Source organism: Thaumasiovibrio subtropicus (assembly GCF_019703835.1).
In the GTDB taxonomy this organism is placed as follows: Bacteria; Pseudomonadota; Gammaproteobacteria; order Enterobacterales; family Vibrionaceae; genus Thaumasiovibrio; species Thaumasiovibrio subtropicus.
Genome location: NZ_AP023055.1, coordinates 704,049 through 723,735 on the forward strand (window position 1 = coordinate 704,049; position 19,687 = coordinate 723,735).

At 46.2% G+C, this 19,687-nt stretch carries 16 protein-coding genes; 10 read left to right on the top strand and 6 right to left on the bottom strand.

Translation table 11 applies throughout. From position 1 onward, the window contains the following. Positions 1–80: 80 nt before the first annotated feature. The 9 genes from TSUB_RS19490 (at position 81) to TSUB_RS19530 (ending at position 11,836) form a co-directional block, all read left to right on the top strand. On the top strand, positions 81–1,391 hold the full coding sequence (locus tag TSUB_RS19490; protein WP_343231792.1) for an MFS transporter: 1,311 nt from the start codon (positions 81–83) through the stop codon (positions 1,389–1,391). A gap of 161 nt (positions 1,392–1,552) precedes the next feature. Further along, positions 1,553–2,563 carry a UDP-glucose 4-epimerase GalE gene (gene galE, locus TSUB_RS19495; RefSeq protein WP_087023136.1) on the top strand — a complete coding sequence of 337 codons (1,011 nt, stop codon included), beginning with the start codon at positions 1,553–1,555 and terminating at the stop codon, positions 2,561–2,563. A gap of 30 nt (positions 2,564–2,593) precedes the next feature. Further along, positions 2,594–3,652 carry a UDP-glucose--hexose-1-phosphate uridylyltransferase gene (locus TSUB_RS19500; RefSeq protein ID WP_087023134.1) on the top strand — a complete coding sequence of 353 codons (1,059 nt, stop codon included), beginning with the start codon at positions 2,594–2,596 and terminating at the stop codon, positions 3,650–3,652. A 26-nt stretch (positions 3,653–3,678) separates the two neighbouring features. Next, on the top strand, positions 3,679–4,122 hold the full coding sequence (locus TSUB_RS19505) for a cupin domain-containing protein (protein WP_087023132.1): 444 nt from the start codon (positions 3,679–3,681) through the stop codon (positions 4,120–4,122). Between the two features lie 261 nt (positions 4,123–4,383). After that, entirely contained in the window at positions 4,384–5,247 is an 864-nt protein-coding gene (locus TSUB_RS19510) for an AraC family transcriptional regulator (RefSeq protein ID WP_087023131.1), read from the top strand. 77 nt (positions 5,248–5,324) lie between these two features. Continuing rightward, the gene (locus TSUB_RS19515; RefSeq protein ID WP_087023129.1) at positions 5,325–6,977 is read left to right on the top strand and encodes an ATP-binding cassette domain-containing protein; all 1,653 of its coding nucleotides are present in this window, start codon (positions 5,325–5,327) and stop codon (positions 6,975–6,977) included. Beyond that, a complete protein-coding gene (locus TSUB_RS19520) occupies positions 6,970–8,658 on the top strand; it encodes an ABC transporter ATP-binding protein (protein ID WP_087023127.1) in 1,689 nt (562 codons plus the stop codon). Before TSUB_RS19515 ends, TSUB_RS19520 begins: the two co-directional genes overlap by 8 nt. A 216-nt stretch (positions 8,659–8,874) precedes the next feature. Beyond that, positions 8,875–10,839: a TonB-dependent receptor gene (locus TSUB_RS19525; protein WP_087023125.1), complete on the top strand. Its 1,965-nt coding sequence runs from the start codon at positions 8,875–8,877 to the stop codon at positions 10,837–10,839. Between the two features lie 76 nt (positions 10,840–10,915). Beyond that, positions 10,916–11,836: a sensor domain-containing diguanylate cyclase gene (locus TSUB_RS19530; protein ID WP_087023123.1), complete on the top strand. Its 921-nt coding sequence runs from the start codon at positions 10,916–10,918 to the stop codon at positions 11,834–11,836. 166 nt (positions 11,837–12,002) lie between these two features. On the opposite strand, the gene TSUB_RS19535 is transcribed toward TSUB_RS19530, so the two are convergent. The 6 genes from TSUB_RS19535 to TSUB_RS19560 all read right to left on the bottom strand — a co-directional run bounded on the left by TSUB_RS19535 (position 12,003) and on the right by TSUB_RS19560 (position 18,366). Beyond that, the gene (locus tag TSUB_RS19535; protein ID WP_087023120.1) at positions 12,003–13,661 is read right to left on the bottom strand and encodes an AMP-binding protein; all 1,659 of its coding nucleotides are present in this window, start codon (positions 13,659–13,661) and stop codon (positions 12,003–12,005) included. Positions 13,662–13,961: 300 nt separating this feature from the next. Then, complete coding sequence (locus TSUB_RS19540; protein ID WP_087023117.1) at positions 13,962–14,291, bottom strand: hypothetical protein; 330 nt, start codon at positions 14,289–14,291, stop codon at positions 13,962–13,964. 164 nt (positions 14,292–14,455) lie between these two features. Beyond that, the gene (locus TSUB_RS19545) at positions 14,456–15,559 is read right to left on the bottom strand and encodes a phosphoribosylaminoimidazolesuccinocarboxamide synthase (RefSeq protein WP_087023115.1); all 1,104 of its coding nucleotides are present in this window, start codon (positions 15,557–15,559) and stop codon (positions 14,456–14,458) included. Positions 15,560–15,691: 132 nt separating this feature from the next. Further along, positions 15,692–15,919: a hypothetical protein gene (locus tag TSUB_RS19550; RefSeq protein WP_159064957.1), complete on the bottom strand. Its 228-nt coding sequence runs from the start codon at positions 15,917–15,919 to the stop codon at positions 15,692–15,694. A 248-nt stretch (positions 15,920–16,167) separates the two neighbouring features. Then, positions 16,168–16,485, bottom strand: coding sequence for a YbjQ family protein (locus TSUB_RS19555; protein WP_087023113.1), 318 nt, complete (start codon positions 16,483–16,485; stop codon positions 16,168–16,170). 15 nt (positions 16,486–16,500) lie between these two features. After that, the gene (locus tag TSUB_RS19560) at positions 16,501–18,366 is read right to left on the bottom strand and encodes an ABC transporter ATP-binding protein (protein ID WP_087023111.1); all 1,866 of its coding nucleotides are present in this window, start codon (positions 18,364–18,366) and stop codon (positions 16,501–16,503) included. A gap of 582 nt (positions 18,367–18,948) precedes the next feature. Between TSUB_RS19560 and TSUB_RS19565 the strand changes: the two genes are divergently transcribed. Continuing rightward, entirely contained in the window at positions 18,949–19,590 is a 642-nt protein-coding gene (locus TSUB_RS19565; RefSeq protein WP_087023109.1) for a DsbA family oxidoreductase, read from the top strand. Positions 19,591–19,687 lie beyond the last annotated feature (97 nt).

The window sequence follows — 19,687 nt, forward strand, 5'->3', positions numbered from 1 at the left end:
TTTTCAAGATAGGACCTATATCTAAAAATCGTGTTACAGACGATAAGGTGATAGAAAAGGAACATACTCGTCATATGTGGATGGCCATATTTGGAACCACAATAGGTTACGGCATATTTTATGTCGCTAGGTTAAGTATGTCCGTTGTTAAGAAGCCAATGTTAGACGAAAATTTCTTAACAACCCAAGAAATGGGGATGATTGGTTCTGCACTGTTTTTAGCTTATGCATTCGGTAAGTTTACCAATGGCTTTCTGGCTGACCGCGCCAATATTAAACGATTTATGTCGTTTGGCCTTCTGGTGTCGGCGTTGATTAACCTTGCGCTTGGGTTTACGTTCAGTTTTTGGTTGTTCGTTGTATTGTGGGGTGCAAATGGGTGGTTTCAGTCGATGGGGGCTGCGCCGGCAATTTCCTCACTAACAAACTGGGTACCCAAAAAGCGCATGGGAACAGTGTATGGCTGGTTTAGCATTAGTCACAATATTGGTGAAGGGTTGAGTTTCGTCTGTACGGCGCTGCTGGTTGGTGCTTTTGGTTGGCGCTGGGGATTCATTGGCGCGGGTATTGCTGCTGTTGTTGGCTCCTTGTTTCTTTACTTTATGTTGTCAGATAAGCCAGAAACCTATGGTTTACCTCCCGTAGATGAGACCGTTGATAAACATGGTAAAGAGCGCGACGAGGCGTGCCCTTATGCAAGCCAGAGTATCAGTGAGCAACAAAAAACAATTTTGAAAAATCCGCTAGTTTGGCTGGTGGGCATCAGTAGTGCAATGATGTATGTAAGCCGATACGCGATAAATAACTGGGCAATCCTTTTTTTGCAGGAACACAAAGGCTACGAGTTGTTAGATGCCAGTGGCGTGATGTCAATCTATGCCGTTATCGGGATATTCGGTTCAATCGCCTCTGGATGGATCTCCGATACGCTCTTCAACTCACGACGAGGCCCAGTAACACTGTTCTTCGGATTGCTGCAAGTGGGTGGTATGTGCTTGATCTTCTTTACCCCCGAGCATTTTTACTGGGCTGATAAGCTGGGTATGGCACTATTTGGGTTTGCAACGGGCGGATTATTAGTGTTACTCGGTGGCTTAATTGCTGTTGATATTGCCGGTAAGAAAGCGGCTGGTGCGGCAATGGGAATGATAGGTATCTTTAGTTATATTGGTGCTGCTTGCCAAGAGTGGCTGAGCGGTATGCTGATTACTTCTTCCGTATTGTTGGTCGATGGTGTTGAGCAAAAGGTGTATGACTTCAACGCGGCGATTACATTTTGGGTAGGTGCTTCGGTTGTTTCGATGGTGCTTGCGATGCTTTATTTCTTCTTACAAAGCCGAAAAAATCAGGCGGTAGTTAAGGCTTCTGCGGTTAAAAACGGAACAGCATAGATAGGTAGTGTTGATTCGCAAGCTTCTTGAAGTCGCTTGAATATATCGTGTAAACGCCACCGCTTTATGCGGTGGTGATTTCCCTTCTTAGATTGAGATATTATCTTTTCACCTTGAATGTCAAATAGAATTATTCAGGGTGGTGAATGTAGGAATTTAAAATGAAAGTTCTTGTAACTGGTGGGTTGGGTTATATTGGTAGCCATACCTGTGTTCAATTGATATGTGAAGGTATTACCCCAATTATCTTGGATAACTTATCAAACTGTAAAATAGGTGTGCTTGATCGGATTGAAAGCCTTTCTGGTGAAAGGCCTGAGTTTTATCTTGGGGATATAAGGGATGCAAAACAACTTGATGAAATATTCTCGGCACATAACATCAGTGCGGTGATTCATTTTGCTGGATTAAAGTCTGTTGCAGAATCCAGCATTGATCCAGTGGCATATTATGAAAATAACGTTGCGGGTTCGATAACCTTACTTCATGCCATGGATAAAGCGGGCATACATAATTTAGTCTTCAGTTCCTCAGCAACCGTTTATGGGGACCCTTATGAATTACCCATCACTGAAAGTGCGTCAGTTGGAAATACAACGAACCCTTATGGCCGCAGTAAGTTTATGGTGGAGTGCCTGTTATCGGATTATGCGAGTGCAAAGCCGAAGACAAGTATTACTTTGCTGCGATACTTCAATCCCGTTGGTGCGCATCCGTCGGGTTTATTGGGTGAAGATCCCAACGGCTTGCCGAATAACCTGATGCCTTTCATTGCTCAAGTAGCTGTCGGACGTAGGGAAAAACTATCGATTTATGGCGACGACTATTCGACAACGGATGGGACAGGTGTTCGGGATTATATCCATGTGATGGATTTGGCCGCAGGGCATCTTGCAGCATTAAAGCAGGCAAGCGGTAATAGGGGGCTTCATACCTATAACCTAGGTACAGGGAAAGGGACCAGTGTTTTGGAGCTAGTCAAAGCCTTCGGGAAAGCGTGCGGTCAATCCATTCCGTTCGAAATATGTGATCGCCGCAAGGGGGATATTGCCGCATGTTGGGCATCGACGACAAAAGCAGAAAAAGCGCTGAGCTGGAAAGCGAAACGCAGCATTGAAGACATGTGTGTGGACGCCTGGAACTGGCAGTTCAAAAACCCAAAAGGGTATTGATTTTTAAACCATTAATGCATAAGGAATCGCATGTCTATTTTAAACTTCTCTGCAATCGATAATCCCCATCGTCGCTACAATCCGCTTATTGACCAATGGGTTTTAGTCTCTCCTCACCGTGCTAAGCGTCCTTGGAGTGGTCAAACGGATGAAATCCAACCCGTGGCATTACCACCCTATGACCCCGAGTGCTATCTGTGTGCCGGCAATGAAAGAGTGTCAGGAAATCGCAATCCACTGTATGAAGGTACCTATGTTTTTGATAACGATTTCTCAGCGTTAAAGCCAGACGTAGAAGATATGCCGTATCCGCCGAGTGAACTCATGCAGGTGCAATCGGTTCAAGGAGTGAGTCGGGTGATTTGCTACTCAGCCGATCACAGTAAGACGTTACCCGAACTGAGCTTAAATCAACTCAAAGGTATTGTGGATACGTGGAATCGAGAGATAGAAACGTTAGGGAAAACTTACTTATGGGTTCAAGTATTTGAGAATAAGGGAGAGAGTATGGGCTGCTCCCAGCCGCACCCACATGGTCAAATATGGGCAACGAGTTTTCTGCCTAACGAGTTAACCCGCAAGGATCAAAATTTAAGCGCCTACTACGAGAAGCACGGCACAAACCTGTTGTTAGATTATGTTGAATTAGAGCTTAAAAGCAGCGAGCGTATTGTTGTCGAAACGGAATACTGGTTAGCCATTGTGCCTTTTTGGGCGGTGTGGCCATTCGAGGTGATGCTGTTACCAAAAACACATGTTCGCAGAATGAATGAGCTTACTGAGGCGCAACGTGATGACTTGACGATAGCGTTGAAAAAACTGACGTCACGCTACGACAACTTGTTTGAATGCTCATTTCCTTATTCGATGGGCTGGCATTATGCACCGTTTTTCTCCCCAGAGAGGAACATCGATCACTGGCAGTTACATGCCGTGTTTTACCCGCCATTGTTACGTAGTGCCACCATTCGAAAATTCATGGTGGGTTATGAAATGCTGGCAGAATCCCAACGTGATCTTACTGCTGAACAGGCGGCGCAGAGGCTCAGAGAGGTGAGTGATCTGCATTATAAGCAAGTGCGTTCTTGAGGTAAGCCTGAGGATATGAGTCGTTTATGAGTACTATATTGCCGCAAGCCGCGAAAGAAAAGTATGGTATCGAAAGCCATTTTGAACAGATGGAGAACGGAGAGAAGCGTTTCCGGTTAGTGGCTGATAACAGGTCAGCGTATGTGATGACATGTTCATCCGACAAGGGGGCTTGGCAAAACAGTCATTTCCATCACACCCTGCGTGAAATCTATATTGTGCAAACAGGCTGGATTGCCGTAGCGATAAGAGAACAACATCGTATGACGATGCGTACCTATGGAGAAGGAGAGGTAATTACGATAGAGCCAGGTGTCATCCACAACGTGTATTTATCTGCAAACGTGTTGATTCATACCATTAAGTATGGACAGGGAAGCATGAAAGATTGGGTAGCAGATGCAAAACTGGACAGCTTGAGCAAAGGTTTGGATGAACTGGATATCCACTCACTGACATTTATTCCCTAACCGTCACAACGAAGGTCGAGGATAAACAATCAGGTGGGGGCTGCGTTGTCGTCAGACAGGGCGCTTCCCTTTAGGCGAGTCGTCGAGGCTCGCCTTTTTGATTGAGTCCCCTTGATTTCTAAGCAGTGCTTTGCTGACAAGTCTATAAATTCTCGCTGAACCCGGATTTTGAAGTGGTTTGAGTATATTGATAATAATTATCATTTATTGCATGATCCTAATTAGGAGTAGGACGCTGACTATGATGAGTAGGACAACGCAATGGGAAGTATCGTCGAGACCGTGAAATCTGTCGCGAATTTGTCGGGTAGCACTGAATGTATTGACCTTGATGGGGCGGGTACCGCGTATGTCATCAATTGTATTGCCAATGGCAGTGTCACTTTTAATGATGCGGTTGATACGGGTTTATATATCAGCTTTATTGGCGATAATGGCGCTTACAGTTCTGCTTATCCTAGCGCATCACCCCAACAGTTTGCTTTCCGTTGCATTGCTTCTATCGTTCAGGCGCCGTTACCGCATAATCCAATTGCCATCGATAGTGGGGGGCGAATGCAGGGGATTCGCTTTCATTTTCCATTACATAATGCATTGTCACTGAGACTTTCCCCTGAGAGTGACCAACTGTTTAAACCTTTTGACCTGTATGAATCTGGGTGGCAACAGCCCCTTCAGGGGCAGTTACGAGCAGTGGCCGAGTCAATTTGGGAGTGTAACTTTGTCGGAGATGTTCGGCTGTTATGGATGCAGGGGAAAGTAAGAGAGTTATTGGCGTTACTTTTAGCTCAAAAGCAGCCTAAGACTTTGGTTGAACGCGCTTGCGCATTGGTTGAAGCGTCGCCAAATGACAACTGGAATATTGCCTCTCTTTCAAAGGCGTTAGCCACCAATGAGTGCTATTTGAAGCGCGCATTTAGGGAAACGCTGAATATGGGGGTTTCAAGCTGGATCCAATCACATCGAGTGAGCTTGGCAAAAAAGAAGTTGGCCTATTCTCACGCTTCTATTACTGAAGTGGCCTTAGAGCTCGGATATCAAAACAGTAGCTATTTCGCCAAAGTGTTTAAACAGCATATAGGACAAACCCCTAAGCAATATCGGCGCGCGCTAATTTCCCGATAGTGTCATTTTGTTTCCCGATTTTGCTAGCCACTCTTAGATGAAAAGATGAGAATGATTCCTATCTACAGGAGTCTGTTATGTATCTCACGCAACACCAGAATCGTTTTCAAGCGCTGAAGCAAATGCTGGACAGCGAACGTCAGCGTTTGTTTCTCTCTTTGTCTAGCGCGTTGCTCTGCACGCTTATCGAAATAGTGCCTTGGATATCACTCTACGTTGGACTTATTGCCGTAACGCAAGGCGAGTCGGCGTTGTCTGCCTTTTTATGTATGGCGATTGCGATTGTTGTCCGCTATGGGCTGTATATGGTCGCCGTATGGCAAGCTCATCTTGTCGCTTATCATGTTATTCAGAAAGTCCGCCAACATATGATCAACGCGCTGGCGCTCCTCTCTAGCGAACAATTTCAAACGTATCATCGTGGCGATGTAGAGAAACGCATTACGGATGACACCCAAAGTTTAGAACCACTTATTGCCCATCATTCCACAGATATTATTAATGGGGTATTGATGCCCATTTTAATGATTGGTCTGATGTTCTTCATCGATTGGCGGCTCGGCGTTATTGCTTTGCTGCCATTGCCCGTGGCTGCCGTGGTGCAATACATGATGATGAGAGGGTTTGAAGGGCGGTATGAGAAGTACAATGCTATCGTCGCCCGTATGCATGAGGCCCAGTTAGAGTTTTTGCGCAGTATTGGCGTGATGAAGCTGTATGGCGTCGATTCAGCGTCGTATTTGCAATTGAGCCGAGCAATGGATAAGCACAACAAAATCGTCACCGTGTTTACCGATCAGATGATTGGTGCTTGGGTGACGTTTGTCACCTTGGCACAGGCGTCGCTGTTACTGGTGATGCCTGCGGCAATCGCTTTCATGGCTATTGGGTCATTGCCGCCAGCCAATGGCGCGATGGCGATCATTCTGTCGGTGGGTTTACTGAAACCATGGCTGGATCTGACGCAGATTTTTGGTCAAGTGCAACAGTCATTCGTTGCTGTTGCTCGCTTAGTGCCGCTGTTTGGGGATGATCGAGTCAGAAATGCGGCTTTCTTGTCACCGTTGAACACTTTGCAATGTCGCGATCTGATCATAGAACGCGGTGAGCGTCGGATCATTGATGGGGTGACTTTGTCATTCTCTCCGGGCGATACCGCGATCTTTCAAGGTAAGTCTGGATGTGGAAAAACGAGTCTGCTTGAATCGCTATCGGGGTCACTGTCTGCGCATCATGGCGGTTGGTATTTCAATGATCAAAATGTAGAAATGCTGAGCGATAAGAATCGAAGTCAGTATCTTGCCGTTGTTGACCAGTTTCCAGTGTTCTTTAGTGGGTCTTTACGGGACAACATCACGCTGGCAGCACCAAAGGCGACCGATGAAGAGATTTGGCAAGTGCTTGAGCTCGTGAAGCTGGTCGATTTGGTTGACAGCCTTCCTCATCAACTCGACACGGATATGGGGGAAACTCAGCGAGATTTTAGTGGTGGCGAATTACAACGTTTAGCCATCGCTCGTGCGGTTATCACTCGTGCTCCCATTTTGGTTCTAGATGAAGCAACCGCGCATTTGGACTCATTGACAGAACAAGCGGTTTTACAGGCCATCAGGGGTTACTGCACTGCACAGATTCAATTGATCATTAGCCATCGAGCACAACCTGTCAGGGATCACCAAAGGGTGTTCTTGTTGAATGAAGGAAATGTCGAGGAGCTGAGTCATGGGTAAATTACAGTTTCTGTTAATGCATAGTGGTGCCAAAAGCCGAACATTTTGGATTGGAATCCTCGGTAAAATGAGCGTTGAAGCACTGCCTGCTTTCGGCTGGCTATTGGTCATCGCTTACTTTGTTTTTGATTTAGCCATTGCGTGGCCTTACATGATCTTAGGCGCGCTGAGTGTCGTTTTTCTGCAATGGTGGGTAGGCCAGACGGCAAAGCAGAGTTTTCTCGGCGCTTATGAAATCACCCATCGTCTTCGCGGGCAGTTATTGACTGACGTCCGTCGTCAGCCATTGGCAACGCTGACGGGTAAAGGTCTTGGTGAGAAGATGAAACTTATCACCAGTGATCTGAAGCAGTTTGAAGATATCTTTAGCCATCTTGTCGCGGATGTGGTGGCCACTTTGGTAATGCCAGCACTGCTGTTGATTGGGCTTGCTATTCTTGCCCCACTTGCAGCTTGTCTCATGCTGTTTTTCATTCTCATTGCTTGTGGTGTGTTGCTAGTGGCTGAAAAACGTTTCTCACAGCGAGCCACTGGTTATCAGCAGAGCCAAGTTAAAACAGCGAATAAAATCTTGGAATACGTCGCCTGTCTGCCAATGCTAAAAACTTTTGGTCGCAGTGACCGATTGTCGATTCCGCTTTGTGATGAGATAGAGAACTTGCGACGAAATGGACTTGGTCTAGAGTGGGCTGGAGGGGCTGGCGTTGTAGCTGCGACTTTAGTACTAGAGCTTAGTATTCCAATCGTTGCGGGCGTAACATCTCTATCTGTTGTCGATGGTACGCTTGCGATAGGTACTTGGCTTGTTGTTGTCATGGCTAGTGTGGCATGTGTTCGTCCCTTTTCTCGTATGGCCATCTATGCTGCGTTATTACGTTACATGACGAAAGCAGCATTTCGTCTTTATGTGCTTGCTCGCGCGCCCCAACAATCTCAACACGGTGAATCACCACACGCTTTTGATCTAGAAGTGGAGAGCTTAACGCATGGATTCGATGGTGAGCATGTTTTAGCTGGCATAGACCTGTCGATTGCTGAAGGCGAACGTGTCGCGATTGTCGGGCGGAGTGGTTCTGGTAAATCAACGTTACTTAATCTTATTGCCGCGTTTTATATGCCGACGGATGGGGAGATCAGGATCGGTGGTAAAAACTTGTCTGAAGTCGGCACTGAGCGTTGGTATCAACACCTCTCTTATGTGACGCAAGATGTGCAATTGTTCTCGGGTAGTTTACACGAAAACTTACTCATCGCTGCACCGAAAGCCTCACAATACTTGCTCGATCAAGCCATCAGCCTTGCTGGCCTTGAAGATTTGCTCGCTCGCTTACCAAAAGGGATGGACACTGAGTTGGGCGAAAACGGTTGTCAACTTTCCGGTGGCGAAAGACAACGCGTCAGTATTGCGCGAGCGTTCTTACACGACACCCCCATCTTGCTGCTAGATGAGTTCACTTCTGCGTTAGATAGCGATAAACAGGCGCAGATTATGCGTTCGCTTAACCTTTTAAGCGAAGGTAAAACGGTCATTATGGTTGCGCATCGACTTAACACTGTGGTGGATGCGGATCGCATCATAGTGTTGGATAAAGGACGTATTGTAGCAAGCGGTGATCATGTGGCGTTGATGGAAAGCTGTGAACATTATCAATCGCTATGGCGTGCTTCTCAGTTGATATAGCTCGCTAAACCGTCAAAGCGGTGTCTTGCTAAAAGCCTAGATACTCTCCTCGCTAAGTAAGCAGCTTGAGGAGTCTGGCTATATAGGTTTGCTTCACGTTGAGTGAGGTTAACGTTATCAAACATTATTTGCCACCTCGTTATGGGGCGGGATGTGTTCGCGCTAATTTCCGTCGGCCATTTAAGTAATAAAAAAATCAGTAGTAAGGAGAAATTGATGCCATTGAATAATAAGGCACCTACTCACGTCGCCATCGCAATTGCTATGGCCTGTTTAGGGTACGCCGATCATTCACGTGCGAATGAGGTGATTGTGGTCGAAGCGACTAAACTAGGTACCCCGATAGGACAAGTCGATAGCTCAGTCGTCGTTAAAACCGGGGAGGAGTTGGCTCGAGCAGGTGTGACTGACGTGTCTGATCTTGAAAAAGTGTTTCCCGGTCTTGTTATTCAATCTCGTGGAAATCGTACTTATGCCAACACTACCGTGCGCGGGGTTACGTCACCAGATTTCTATTCCTCTACTGTCACGGTTTATGTTGATGGTATTAAACAAGATAATGCGTTCTTAACACAGCCTTTGCGAAATGTTGAGCGAGTGGAACTGTTACGAGGACCACAAGGAACACTTTATGGTGGTAATGCCCAAGGTGGCATTATTCATATCGTTACCCGTAAAGCGGTTGATCAGCCTTTAGCGACGACGAGTGTGACATTGGGCGATAAAACGCGACAACTTGATGGTGGGTTTGCGGTGCAAGTATCGAAGGATGTGTATGCCGACATGCATCTTCGTGCGCTGAAGGAAGAAGGCGAGATTAGGCATTTACCTTCGGGTAAGGGGGATGCCAATGAAAGTGATACGCAGGGCGGCACAATACGTGTGCACTACCTACCAGAAAGCGCACCGTTGACGGCGACATTCTCAATGGGGATTGATGACTTAGACAGTCATGAGGAGTGGTATCTTCTTGAGCAGGAATATGATGCCAAACAGACGTTGCAACCTATTCCAGAACTTAAACGCAAGGTGAAAAGTTACGCAGTGAATATCGGGTATGAGTGGGGGGACCACCAGCTCACCAGTATAACTGCCTATCAAGATAGAGAGGTGGAGCGAACGTTTATTGGCGGTCACTGGGAGGAAAATCAAAAGACGTATAGTCAAGAGTTGCGCTTCGTTTCTCAGTTGACACCGGTATTGCAAACCTTGATCGGCGCTTATGCCGAGCGACGTCGCTTTGACGTTGATACTAACGGTGTTTCAAATGAACAGGAAATGGATAACTACGCCATTTTTGGACAAGGGGTTTACTCACTCAATGAAAGCGTCGATCTGACGTTAGGGTTGCGTGGTGAAAAAGTGAAATCACGTAGCGATTATAGTGGGCACCCGCTATGGCAGATACCGTCATTTCATTCAACGAAGTCTGACACGCTGTTTTCACCTAAAGTTGCCATAGGCTGGCAGAAAAGCCGAGATACACGTCTATATGCCTCGTTGACGACGGGCCACCGTCCCGGAGGTTACAGCCCAGTCCCTCGAAGTGCTGGTGACAGTTTGGGATTTGATGCCGAAGAGTCATTGAATGCAGAAGTGGGATGGCGAACAGCATTGCTTAACCATACGCTCTTTTTAGAGGGGGCTGTCTATTGGATTGAAACCAAAGACTTGCAACTCTATACAGGAGTGCCTGGGCAGCAGGTACTTCGAAATCACGGTGAGGCGCAAAGTAAGGGGGTTGAGTTAGCTATTATGTTCTATCCGACCGAAGCCCTTATCGTGAACCTTGGTGGTGCGTTTGGGGAGTCAAGGTTCGAATCAGGCAATCCGAATTTGGAAGGAAATACCTTGCCTTACGCACCGGATACAACAATCACTGCAAGTGTTGAATACTTCCTTCCTGACCATTGGTTGCAAGGTGATTTGTCCATGTTAGTGAACGGTCGCTACCAGTCTAAAATTCATTTTGATGAAGGTAATACCCTGTCTCAATCAGGTTATGGGCTTTTTGATCTTGCGCTTAATTACGATTTCGATGACCGACTCAGTTTCCGCTTATATGGCCACAATGTCGGAGATAAATCATTCAAAACCTTTGCTTTTAGCACGCCAATGGGTGTTGCTTCTAACTATGGTCAAGGAAGAGAAGTGGGTGTGACAGTGAACTTGGATTGGTAATCCGCCTCGAGTTATCTGCTCAGGGTATATACTGCTAAGAATATACTCTGAGCTTTGTCAATCGAAGGGTGAGTGAATGGTTGTTGAACTCCATCCCCATGAATACCGCAAATTATTAGAATCAACGCGAGCCATTCCTTGGAGAATGGAGTGGCCCAGTCTTCGTTATACGTATATGGGCCCGCAAATTGATGGTTTGCTTGGTTGGCCTGCATCGAGCTGGGATAGCATTAACGACTGGATTGATCGAATACACCATAAAGATAGAGAGCGGGTTGTTGAAACATGTTTGACTCAGTCGACGTTAGGTAATGACCATGAAGTTGATTATCGCGCTATTACGCAAAAAGGGGATTATGTTTGGGTGCGTAACATCATTCGAGTCATCCGAGACGCCAATGATGACATTAGTGCGTTGGTCGGCATCATTATTGATATTCACGAGCGAAAGTTAGCGGAGAGAGAGCTTGAAAGAGCAAACCAACATCTGCTGAAAAACTCAGTGAAAGATACACTGACCGGCATTGCCAATCGGCGCATGTTTGATGAAACACTGTCTAGAGAATGGCATCGCGCGATGCGATTACAAACGCCCTTGTCTTTACTCGTTGTCGACATTGACTACTTTTCTCGTTACAACGAACTCTATGGCTACCTGCAAGGTGATAACTGTTTGAAGTCGTTTTCTCGATTGTTAGAAAGCCGAGCAAAGCGAGCGTGCGATCTCGCGGCGCGCATTCAAGATGAAGAATTTGTCTTACTCTACCCTGATACGGATCTTCAAGCAGCCAAGCAACTCGCTGTTGGGCTACAAGAGGAGATTGCGCTGGCTGCGATTCCTTTTCCGACGGAGATCAGTCGTTATCTTACGGTAAGTGTTGGTGTAGCAAGTCTGGTCCCAAATGAGAGCATAGATAGAAATCGGCTCTATTTTCTCGCGGGGAATGAGCTTTATAACGCTAAGCAGCAGGGCAGAAACTGCTGTAGAGCCGTATAGATAGGTGAGTGGTTCGTTAACTGACTAAGTTGACATTTATGACTTGTAGTCAAAAAAACGCACGTACTGCTTGCTGGAGACGGAGCAGAACGTGCAAGGCGCTATTGAAATCTATTTGGTGTGCTGGACGTTTAGATCCGTTGAGCTTGTCTTATGCACTTCACTCTCAGCTCTCTTCCCAAATAATACGCTTATCCTTAGGCCAATCTTGGCAAAAATCGTGATAACGTTTTTCCAGTTCATGGCGCTTTATCTTAAGCGTAGGCGTTAATATGCCATTTTCAATACTCCAAGGCTCTTTTATCATCAATACGCCTTTAATTTGTTCATGAGACTCTAACTCACTGTTAATTTTATCTAAAACACGATGAATCTTACGTTCATAGCGCGCAGGATCAAAGTTGGGAAACTCGTGAGCGATGGCAAGTAACATAGGGGCCGGTAGCCCAGAACCTATGAGGCACATCAGTTCGATGTTACTGAGTTCAAAGAGGCGTTTTTCAATCGGAACCGGTGCGACAAACTTGCCTTTTGCTGTCTTGAACGTGTCTTTTTTACGTCCGACGATCGAAAGAAATCCTTCCGCATCTAAAGAGCCCAAATCTCCGGTATGAAGCCACCCATCAATGATAGTTTCCGCGGTCGCAGTGTCATTTTTATAGTAGCCAGTAAACAAGCCGCGGCTCTTAACCAAAATTTCTTCATCTTCTGCGATTTTTATCTCGATACCCGGTCCAGCATTTCCCACTGATCCCACTTTGTCACTGCGGAAGGGGTAGTTGAGTGTGCTATAGGCGAAAGATTCCGTCATTCCCCAGGCTTCAGTAATGTTGAGCCCAACACTTTCGTACCAGCGTAATAATGCGGGAGAAACGGGTGCAGAGCCACAGCCGAGTACGCGTGCTTGGTCGAGGCCAAGTCCTTGAGCAAGCTTTTTCTTAATGAGGCTAGAGACGAAGGGTATCTTCAACAACAGGTTTAACTTGCGCTGCGGTAACTTTTCTAGAATGCGCTGCTGGAACACAGTCCAAAGTCGAGGGACAGAAATGAATAAGGTTGGTCGATGCATTTTGACATCTTCGATAAAAGTATCGAGAGATTCTGGGAAGGCGGTGGTAATGCCAGATAGCATGGCCGTTCCTTGGATATAGACACGTTCAGTAATGTGCGCGAGAGGTAGATAAGAGAAAAGCCTTTCTCCCGGCAACATGCCAATGTGATCGATGAGTGACTGTGCTGACCAAGCATAGTCGCCGTGTGTGAGCATTGCACCTTTCGGTAGGCCTGATGTGCCTGAGGTATAAACAATGGACATCAAATCATCTGGTTTATGCTGAGGACGCTCTGCGGAGGGTTCATAGTGCGCCATTACCTGATTCCATTCAAAATCCCCTTCTATGGTGCCGGAGTAGGGTAGGGAGAGGGTCGGTAAAGGTGATGCTAAGTTTGTGGTAAGGCAAGCCTCAATGGCGTCTGTGCTATCTAATTTGCCGACAATAACCAGTTTGCTTTCACTATGCTCAAGAATGTGAGCAATGGTATCCGCACCTGCGGTCGGGAAAACAGGGACACTGATGTAACTGCCAAGCATAAAGGCAAGATCGCAAATAAACCATTCGGCACAGTTTTTTGAAACGAGTGCGACCTTGTCACCGGGTTGGATATCCATGTGGCGCAGTGCGCTAACTAGGCGAAGTGCTTTGTCTAAGACTTCGCCATAAGTGATATCGGTAAATTGGCGGTTGATGATTTGGCGTAGAAACACATCATCTTTGCGTTGCTCTGCCCAGTGTAGAAACTTGTCACATACTAACGTCTGACTCATGGCTTTCCCCAAGAATAATACTTGTTGTTGTTTTGTTAAATTATTGTTTATTCGCAACATAGATCAAGGTGGATAGACGAAAAAGCGTAGATAGCACTTGGTTTGAGTCGGTGAAGTGCAAAGGGTGAGACGTTAAATGGGAGACAGCATCAACGGGGAGCGACGTAAACTAGACTCAAATCACCTCAAGATGCTTGTTCAGCGAGAGTTTTTAGGCAGAGTATACAGGTAGAAACAAAAAACGCGCCTAAGCGCGTTCGGATGCCAATATCAATGCGGGTGTTAGACTTTGAGCGGGTGTTAGACTTTGACGTTTAAAATTCCGCCACGAGTCCGTTCTTCTGCTTCAACCACTTTTGTCCCAGCACGGCCATAAAGCTCTGCTTGCTGTAAATCAGCAAGAGGCTGGACAACATTTCGGCTATTGGCCTGATTTTCAGTGTTAGTCGCAAACGGATTTTGGTTTTGGTTGTTGTTATTGCCCAAACCATTCTGTTGGGTACCATTGGCTTGCTCTTGGCGGCGATTTTGAAAGCCTTGCTCGTTGATCTCTCTGGCACTTTTCTTCACCATTTGATCAGCGTTTTGCAGGATATTGTAACCACCTTGTAGCGGAGAGATACCGTTCATAATCACACCCAATTTGCACTTTGTACTAAAGTATAGCGGAAACTGGTCGATAAAGCGCCAACTATTTGCTGGTGGTATGCAAATGGCCGGGTATAAAGGGAGTAAGTTGGAGAAGAGAAGGTGGTAGAAGAAGGCTACCACCTTTTAAATCAGGCCAATTAACTCTAGTCAATCAGGCTGTATTGGTCACGAAGAATCGCAATGATCTCTTGCTTTGGGTTTTCGCTAAGATGCAGCTTTTTCCCAATCACTTTTTCTGCGATACCCACATAGGTATCTGAGACTTTCTGCATCACTTCTAGCGGCAAGGCATTGTCTCTCGCTAACGCAGCGCGTTCAGGCATACGGTCTTTGTTGAGAAGAATGTCTGGATCTGGGAAGTGATTCAATAGTAGCTGACGGAAATCTTCTTTTGAGTTCTCAACGATATTGCCTTGGCGGAATTGCGCACCATCCCAAATACGAGAGGAATCAGGTGTGCCGACTTCGTCCATGTAGATGAGCTTTTCATTGCCAGCGGCATCGTTGACATAGCCAAACTCGAATTTAGTATCGACAAACATCTGATCCAGCTCTGCTAGCGCGTCACTGATAACGCCAAAGCCTTCTTTGAGCAGTTTTTCGTAAACAGGGATATCATCGGCGGATGTGAAGTTGAAAGCAGCGAAATTATCGCTGATATTTTCGCGTGTGATGTTGACATCATCTTGTTCTGGTACGCCGGGGATGTCACGCAGAATACCCTTGGTGGACGGTGTAATCAGTAGTTCTGAGAGTTTCTGATCTTTCTGTAGCCCTTCTGGAAGTTCAATACCACAGAAGTTGCGTTCGCCTTTTTCATAAGCACGCCACATTGAACCCGTGATGTATTGGCGACAAATTGCTTCGATCATCACTGGTTTTGCTTTTTGAACAATCCAGACGAAAGGATGGGGAATATCAAGGATGTGGCTATCAGCGAGTCCTTTTTCCTTAAATAGTCGGAACCAGTGATTAGAGATCGCGTTAAGCGCCGCACCTTTACCGGGAACACCTTTGAGGCCGTTTTCTCCGTGCCAAATACAGTCGAATGCGGAAATGCGGTCGCTGATGACCATAATAGCAAGCGGTGCATCTGCAGGTACGTCATAGCCTTTTTCTTCGATGAGACGGCGGCTGTCTTGTTCTGTTAACCAGTAAACTGAACGGACTTTACCGCTGTGGACAGGCTTGTCGGTGCGAATTGGCAGGTCATCGTTAACAGCAAGAACGGAATCGGCAAGGCTCATGATTGAAGTCCCTATTTCAATGATAACTGGGTGTTAACCCTAAAACTCAGCGAATAATACCAGAACTACTGCTAACCGCCAGCAAAAAAGCAAACGTTTGCGTTTGAAAATCGAGCATTCTTTGTTAGCGGTTTACTCTTCGCAACTCACTGCCCATCGTTGTGGTTGAGGTCGTTTGGGCTTTACGGGCTCTTCGATAAAGTCAGAACCATTCGCCGCCGCAGCTTGTTGAGATGATTTGTCTTCGTGATTTGGGTTTAGAAACGGGTTAGTCACTTTGCGAGAAAGCTTGATGACTTCCTCCAATGAGTGACATTTTGATAGGCGCGCCTTTAAAGCCAAGTGAGATTTATTCTGCATAGAAATTTAGTATTTTTATATTCAACTGTGAGGGGCTAAGTAAACCCAAAAGTGTGATGTTCGTCAAGTTACATCTTTAGTGTGACACTTTTATTTAACGGAAGGAAAGTCACGTAACTTAAAGACTTTATGGCACTTTTTTCAGTTACTATGCATTTTTCTCTAGTGTATGTGATGGATGAGAATTAAAAAAAGAGGGTCTAAAAAATTAGACCCTCTTTGGAGTAGTTTGTAAATAGATGTTTCGATTAACGGGAAAGCTTGACTGCTGTACCGTAGGCTAATATTTCGGATGTGCCGACTTGTACCATACTGGTGCTAAATTTGACGTTAACAATCGCATCAGCGTCTAATTTTTCGGCGTCTTCTATCATGCGAGACAGGGCGATTTGTCGCGCTTCATTGATCATCTCTGTGTAGCCGCGAATTTCTCCTCCCACGATGCTTTTTAAGCCAGCCATGATATCGCGTCCTACATGCTTTGATTGCACCACGTTGCCAGAAACAACGCCGATTACGGATGCGATCGTTTCCCCGGGGAAATCTGGGGTAGTCGTGTATTTCATTGTCACTCCTTGAAGTTAAATCGCTTCAGGTTGCTTCGATTGCTCTGTTTCAAGCCCTAAGAAGCCGCCAGTTTGGTGTGCCCATAACTGCGCATAGATGCCATTGTTGTTGATCAGCTCTTGGTGAGAACCTTGTTCAACTACTTCACCTTTATCAAGCACAATAAGGCGGTCCATCGCAGCGATGGTGGATAGACGGTGTGCTATCGCAATGACGGTTTTGCCTTCCATCAACTCATACAAGCTTTCTTGGATGGCGGCCTCGACTTCTGAGTCAAGGGCAGACGTGGCTTCATCTAGCAACAATATTGGCGCATCTTTCAGCAATACGCGAGAGATAGCGATGCGTTGACGCTGACCGCCAGAAAGCTTCACACCTCGTTCACCGACTTGTGCATCGTAACCGACATTACCATGTGGGTCAGAAAGCGTCGCGATGAACTCATGCGCCTGTGCTTGGGTGGTTGCGGCAACAAGTTGCTCGTCGGTTGCGTCTGGCTTACCGTAGAGAATGTTCTCTTTAATAGAGCGGTGGAGCAGAGAGGTGTCTTGCGTCACCATGCCAATCTGCGCCCGTAAGCTCTCTTGGGTCACCTTTTTCACATCTTGGCCATCAATGGCAATCGACCCCGATTCTACGTCATGAAAGCGCATGAGTAGGTTGACCAAGGTGGATTTGCCCGCGCCTGAACGCCCGACTAAACCGACTTTCTCGCCAGGCTTGATCTCTAGGTTAAGCTTTTCAAGCACGCCTTTCTCTTCACCATAGTGGAAGCTGACATCTTTAAAGGTGATTCCGCCTTTCTCAACATTGAGTGGCTTGGCATCTTTCTCATCTTGAATGTCTGTCGGCTTCGACAGGGTATTCATACCATCAGCCACCGTGCCGATATTTTCAAACAGAGAGCTCAGTTCCCACATGATCCAATGCGACATACCGTTAAGGCGAAGTGCCAAGCTGACCGCGATGGCAATCGCACCAACGGTGATAGCGTTGGTTAACCACAGTAGAATAGAGACGGCTCCAATCACGAAGACTAATAGATAGTTGATCATCTCAACGCTCAAATTGATACCTGTCACCAACCGCATTTGTCGATAGACAGTATCAAGGAAAGTCTCCATGCCTTCTTTCGCATACTCTTCTTCCTTGTCTGTGTGTGCGAAGAGTTTGACGGTTGAAATGTTGGTGTAGCTATCGACGATTCGTCCAGTCATCGTTGAACGCGCATCGGCTTGCTCTGTGGAAACTTTCTTCAGCTTAGGCACGAAATGCCATTGAATGCCGACGTAAAGAATCAACCAAGCCAACATCGGCAGCATCAAGCGGGTGTCAGCCTTCGCGATCATGATGAGCATCGAAGTAAAATAGACGCTGACGTAAACCATCACATCGAGTAACTTCATGACAGTTTCACGGATCGCTAATGATGTTTGCATCACCTTGGTGGCAATACGACCTGCAAAGTCGTCTTGATAAAAAGAGATGCTTTGGCGTAGTAAATAGCGGTGGGCCAGCCAACGAATCTTCATCGGGTAGTTACCCAGCAGTATTTGATGCACGACAAGCGAATGCAACAATACTAACGAAGGAATACCGACCAAGACCAGCAAGCCCATTTTGAACAAGGTTTGCTTTTCCTCAGCGATAAGGGTTTCTGGGGTATGTTGAACAAGCCAGTCGACTAAGGTACCCATAAAGCCAAACAAGATTACCTCACTGATGGCGATCAGTGTGGTAAGTATTGTCATCGCTAACAATGGAATCTCATATCCACGTGTGTAATGACGACAAAACGCCCATAGCCCTTTTGGAGGCTGTTCCGCTGCGTCGTCTGTTAACGCTGGGATAAGGCGTTCAAAAAACTTTAATAACGACATAATTGTTCCTGATGAATCACCGTTTAGTCAGTATACGGCACGGTGTTTTCACCGCGTCAACCAGTGTACTGACCATTATTATCAATTTCGTCACAAGCTCTATACCGAAAGTGCGCATTACTGTGTGAGTAAGCGATTTATCGAGAAGGCTTGTATAGGGTTTCGCCTAAGGCCACATGAACAAACAGTAAAATGCGAGGCTAAACTTGCCCAGTGCATCTTTGACTGATGAGTACACGAAAACAACACAGACAACTGCGTGCTTTAGACGATGAAGGTATGCGCATGCAATGGCGAAAATCACATTTGTACCCGGGGGGACAATGGATTAACGCAGCGCATTAATTGGCTAGTAGTAGAAATGTCATTTGTATTCTCCTATCGAAGTCACATCGTTTACAGAACGGAAACGGATGGACTTAACAGGTCACATATTATGCAATTGAGTAAGAGGATGCAATCGCTAAATGTATGATTTAGAACTGAGTCATGACTTTTGTCTTCAATGGGTTCTCTGAGTGTATAGGCGGGATTTTTCCTCTATGCTTAATAGCATAAATGCCCTGAGCAAAAGGAGGCACGATGCAAAAAAATTTGACGGTTGAGCTTATCTCCGACGTCTCTTGTCCGTGGTGCATTATCGGTTATCTCTCGTTTCAAAAAGCGTTGCAGACCTTGCCAAAAGACGTGGATGTTGAAATTCGATGGCGGGCCTTTGAGTTGAACCCAGCGATGGGAAAAAGTGGCCAAAATTTGATTCAGCATATCGTTGAAAAATATGGTTTGAGCGCGGAAGAGAGTGCGGATAATCGTAAGATGCTGGTGGAGAAGGGAAAGGAGTTCAGTTTTGACTTCAATTTTGAACCCCAAACGCGTATTTACAATACGTTCGATGCGCATCGTCTTTTGCATTGGTCGAAGCTGTGGAATAAGCAAACGGCATTGAAAATGGCGCTGTTCCGAGCCTATTTCAGTGAGGGTAGAGATCCCAGTGATCACAATGTGTTGGTGGATGTCGCCAAGGACGTCGAGCTTGATGGCGATAGTGCACGTGCCGTTCTAGCGTCAGATCAATTCAAACAAGAAGTGAGGCAGGAACAAGAGTTTTACCGTCAAATGGGTGTTGAGGCAGTGCCGACGTTTATCTTCAATAAAAAGTACGTCATTACTGGTGGTCAGCCTGTCGATGCGTTTGTTAGAGCATTGAACGACATTCTTCAATAGTACGTTTTATCCTCAATTATCCTATTTTTGTTCGAACAAAGGCCAACTGGTTGACCTTTGTTCGCTATAGACTTTCGTTGTGGGTAAGGTGCGGTAC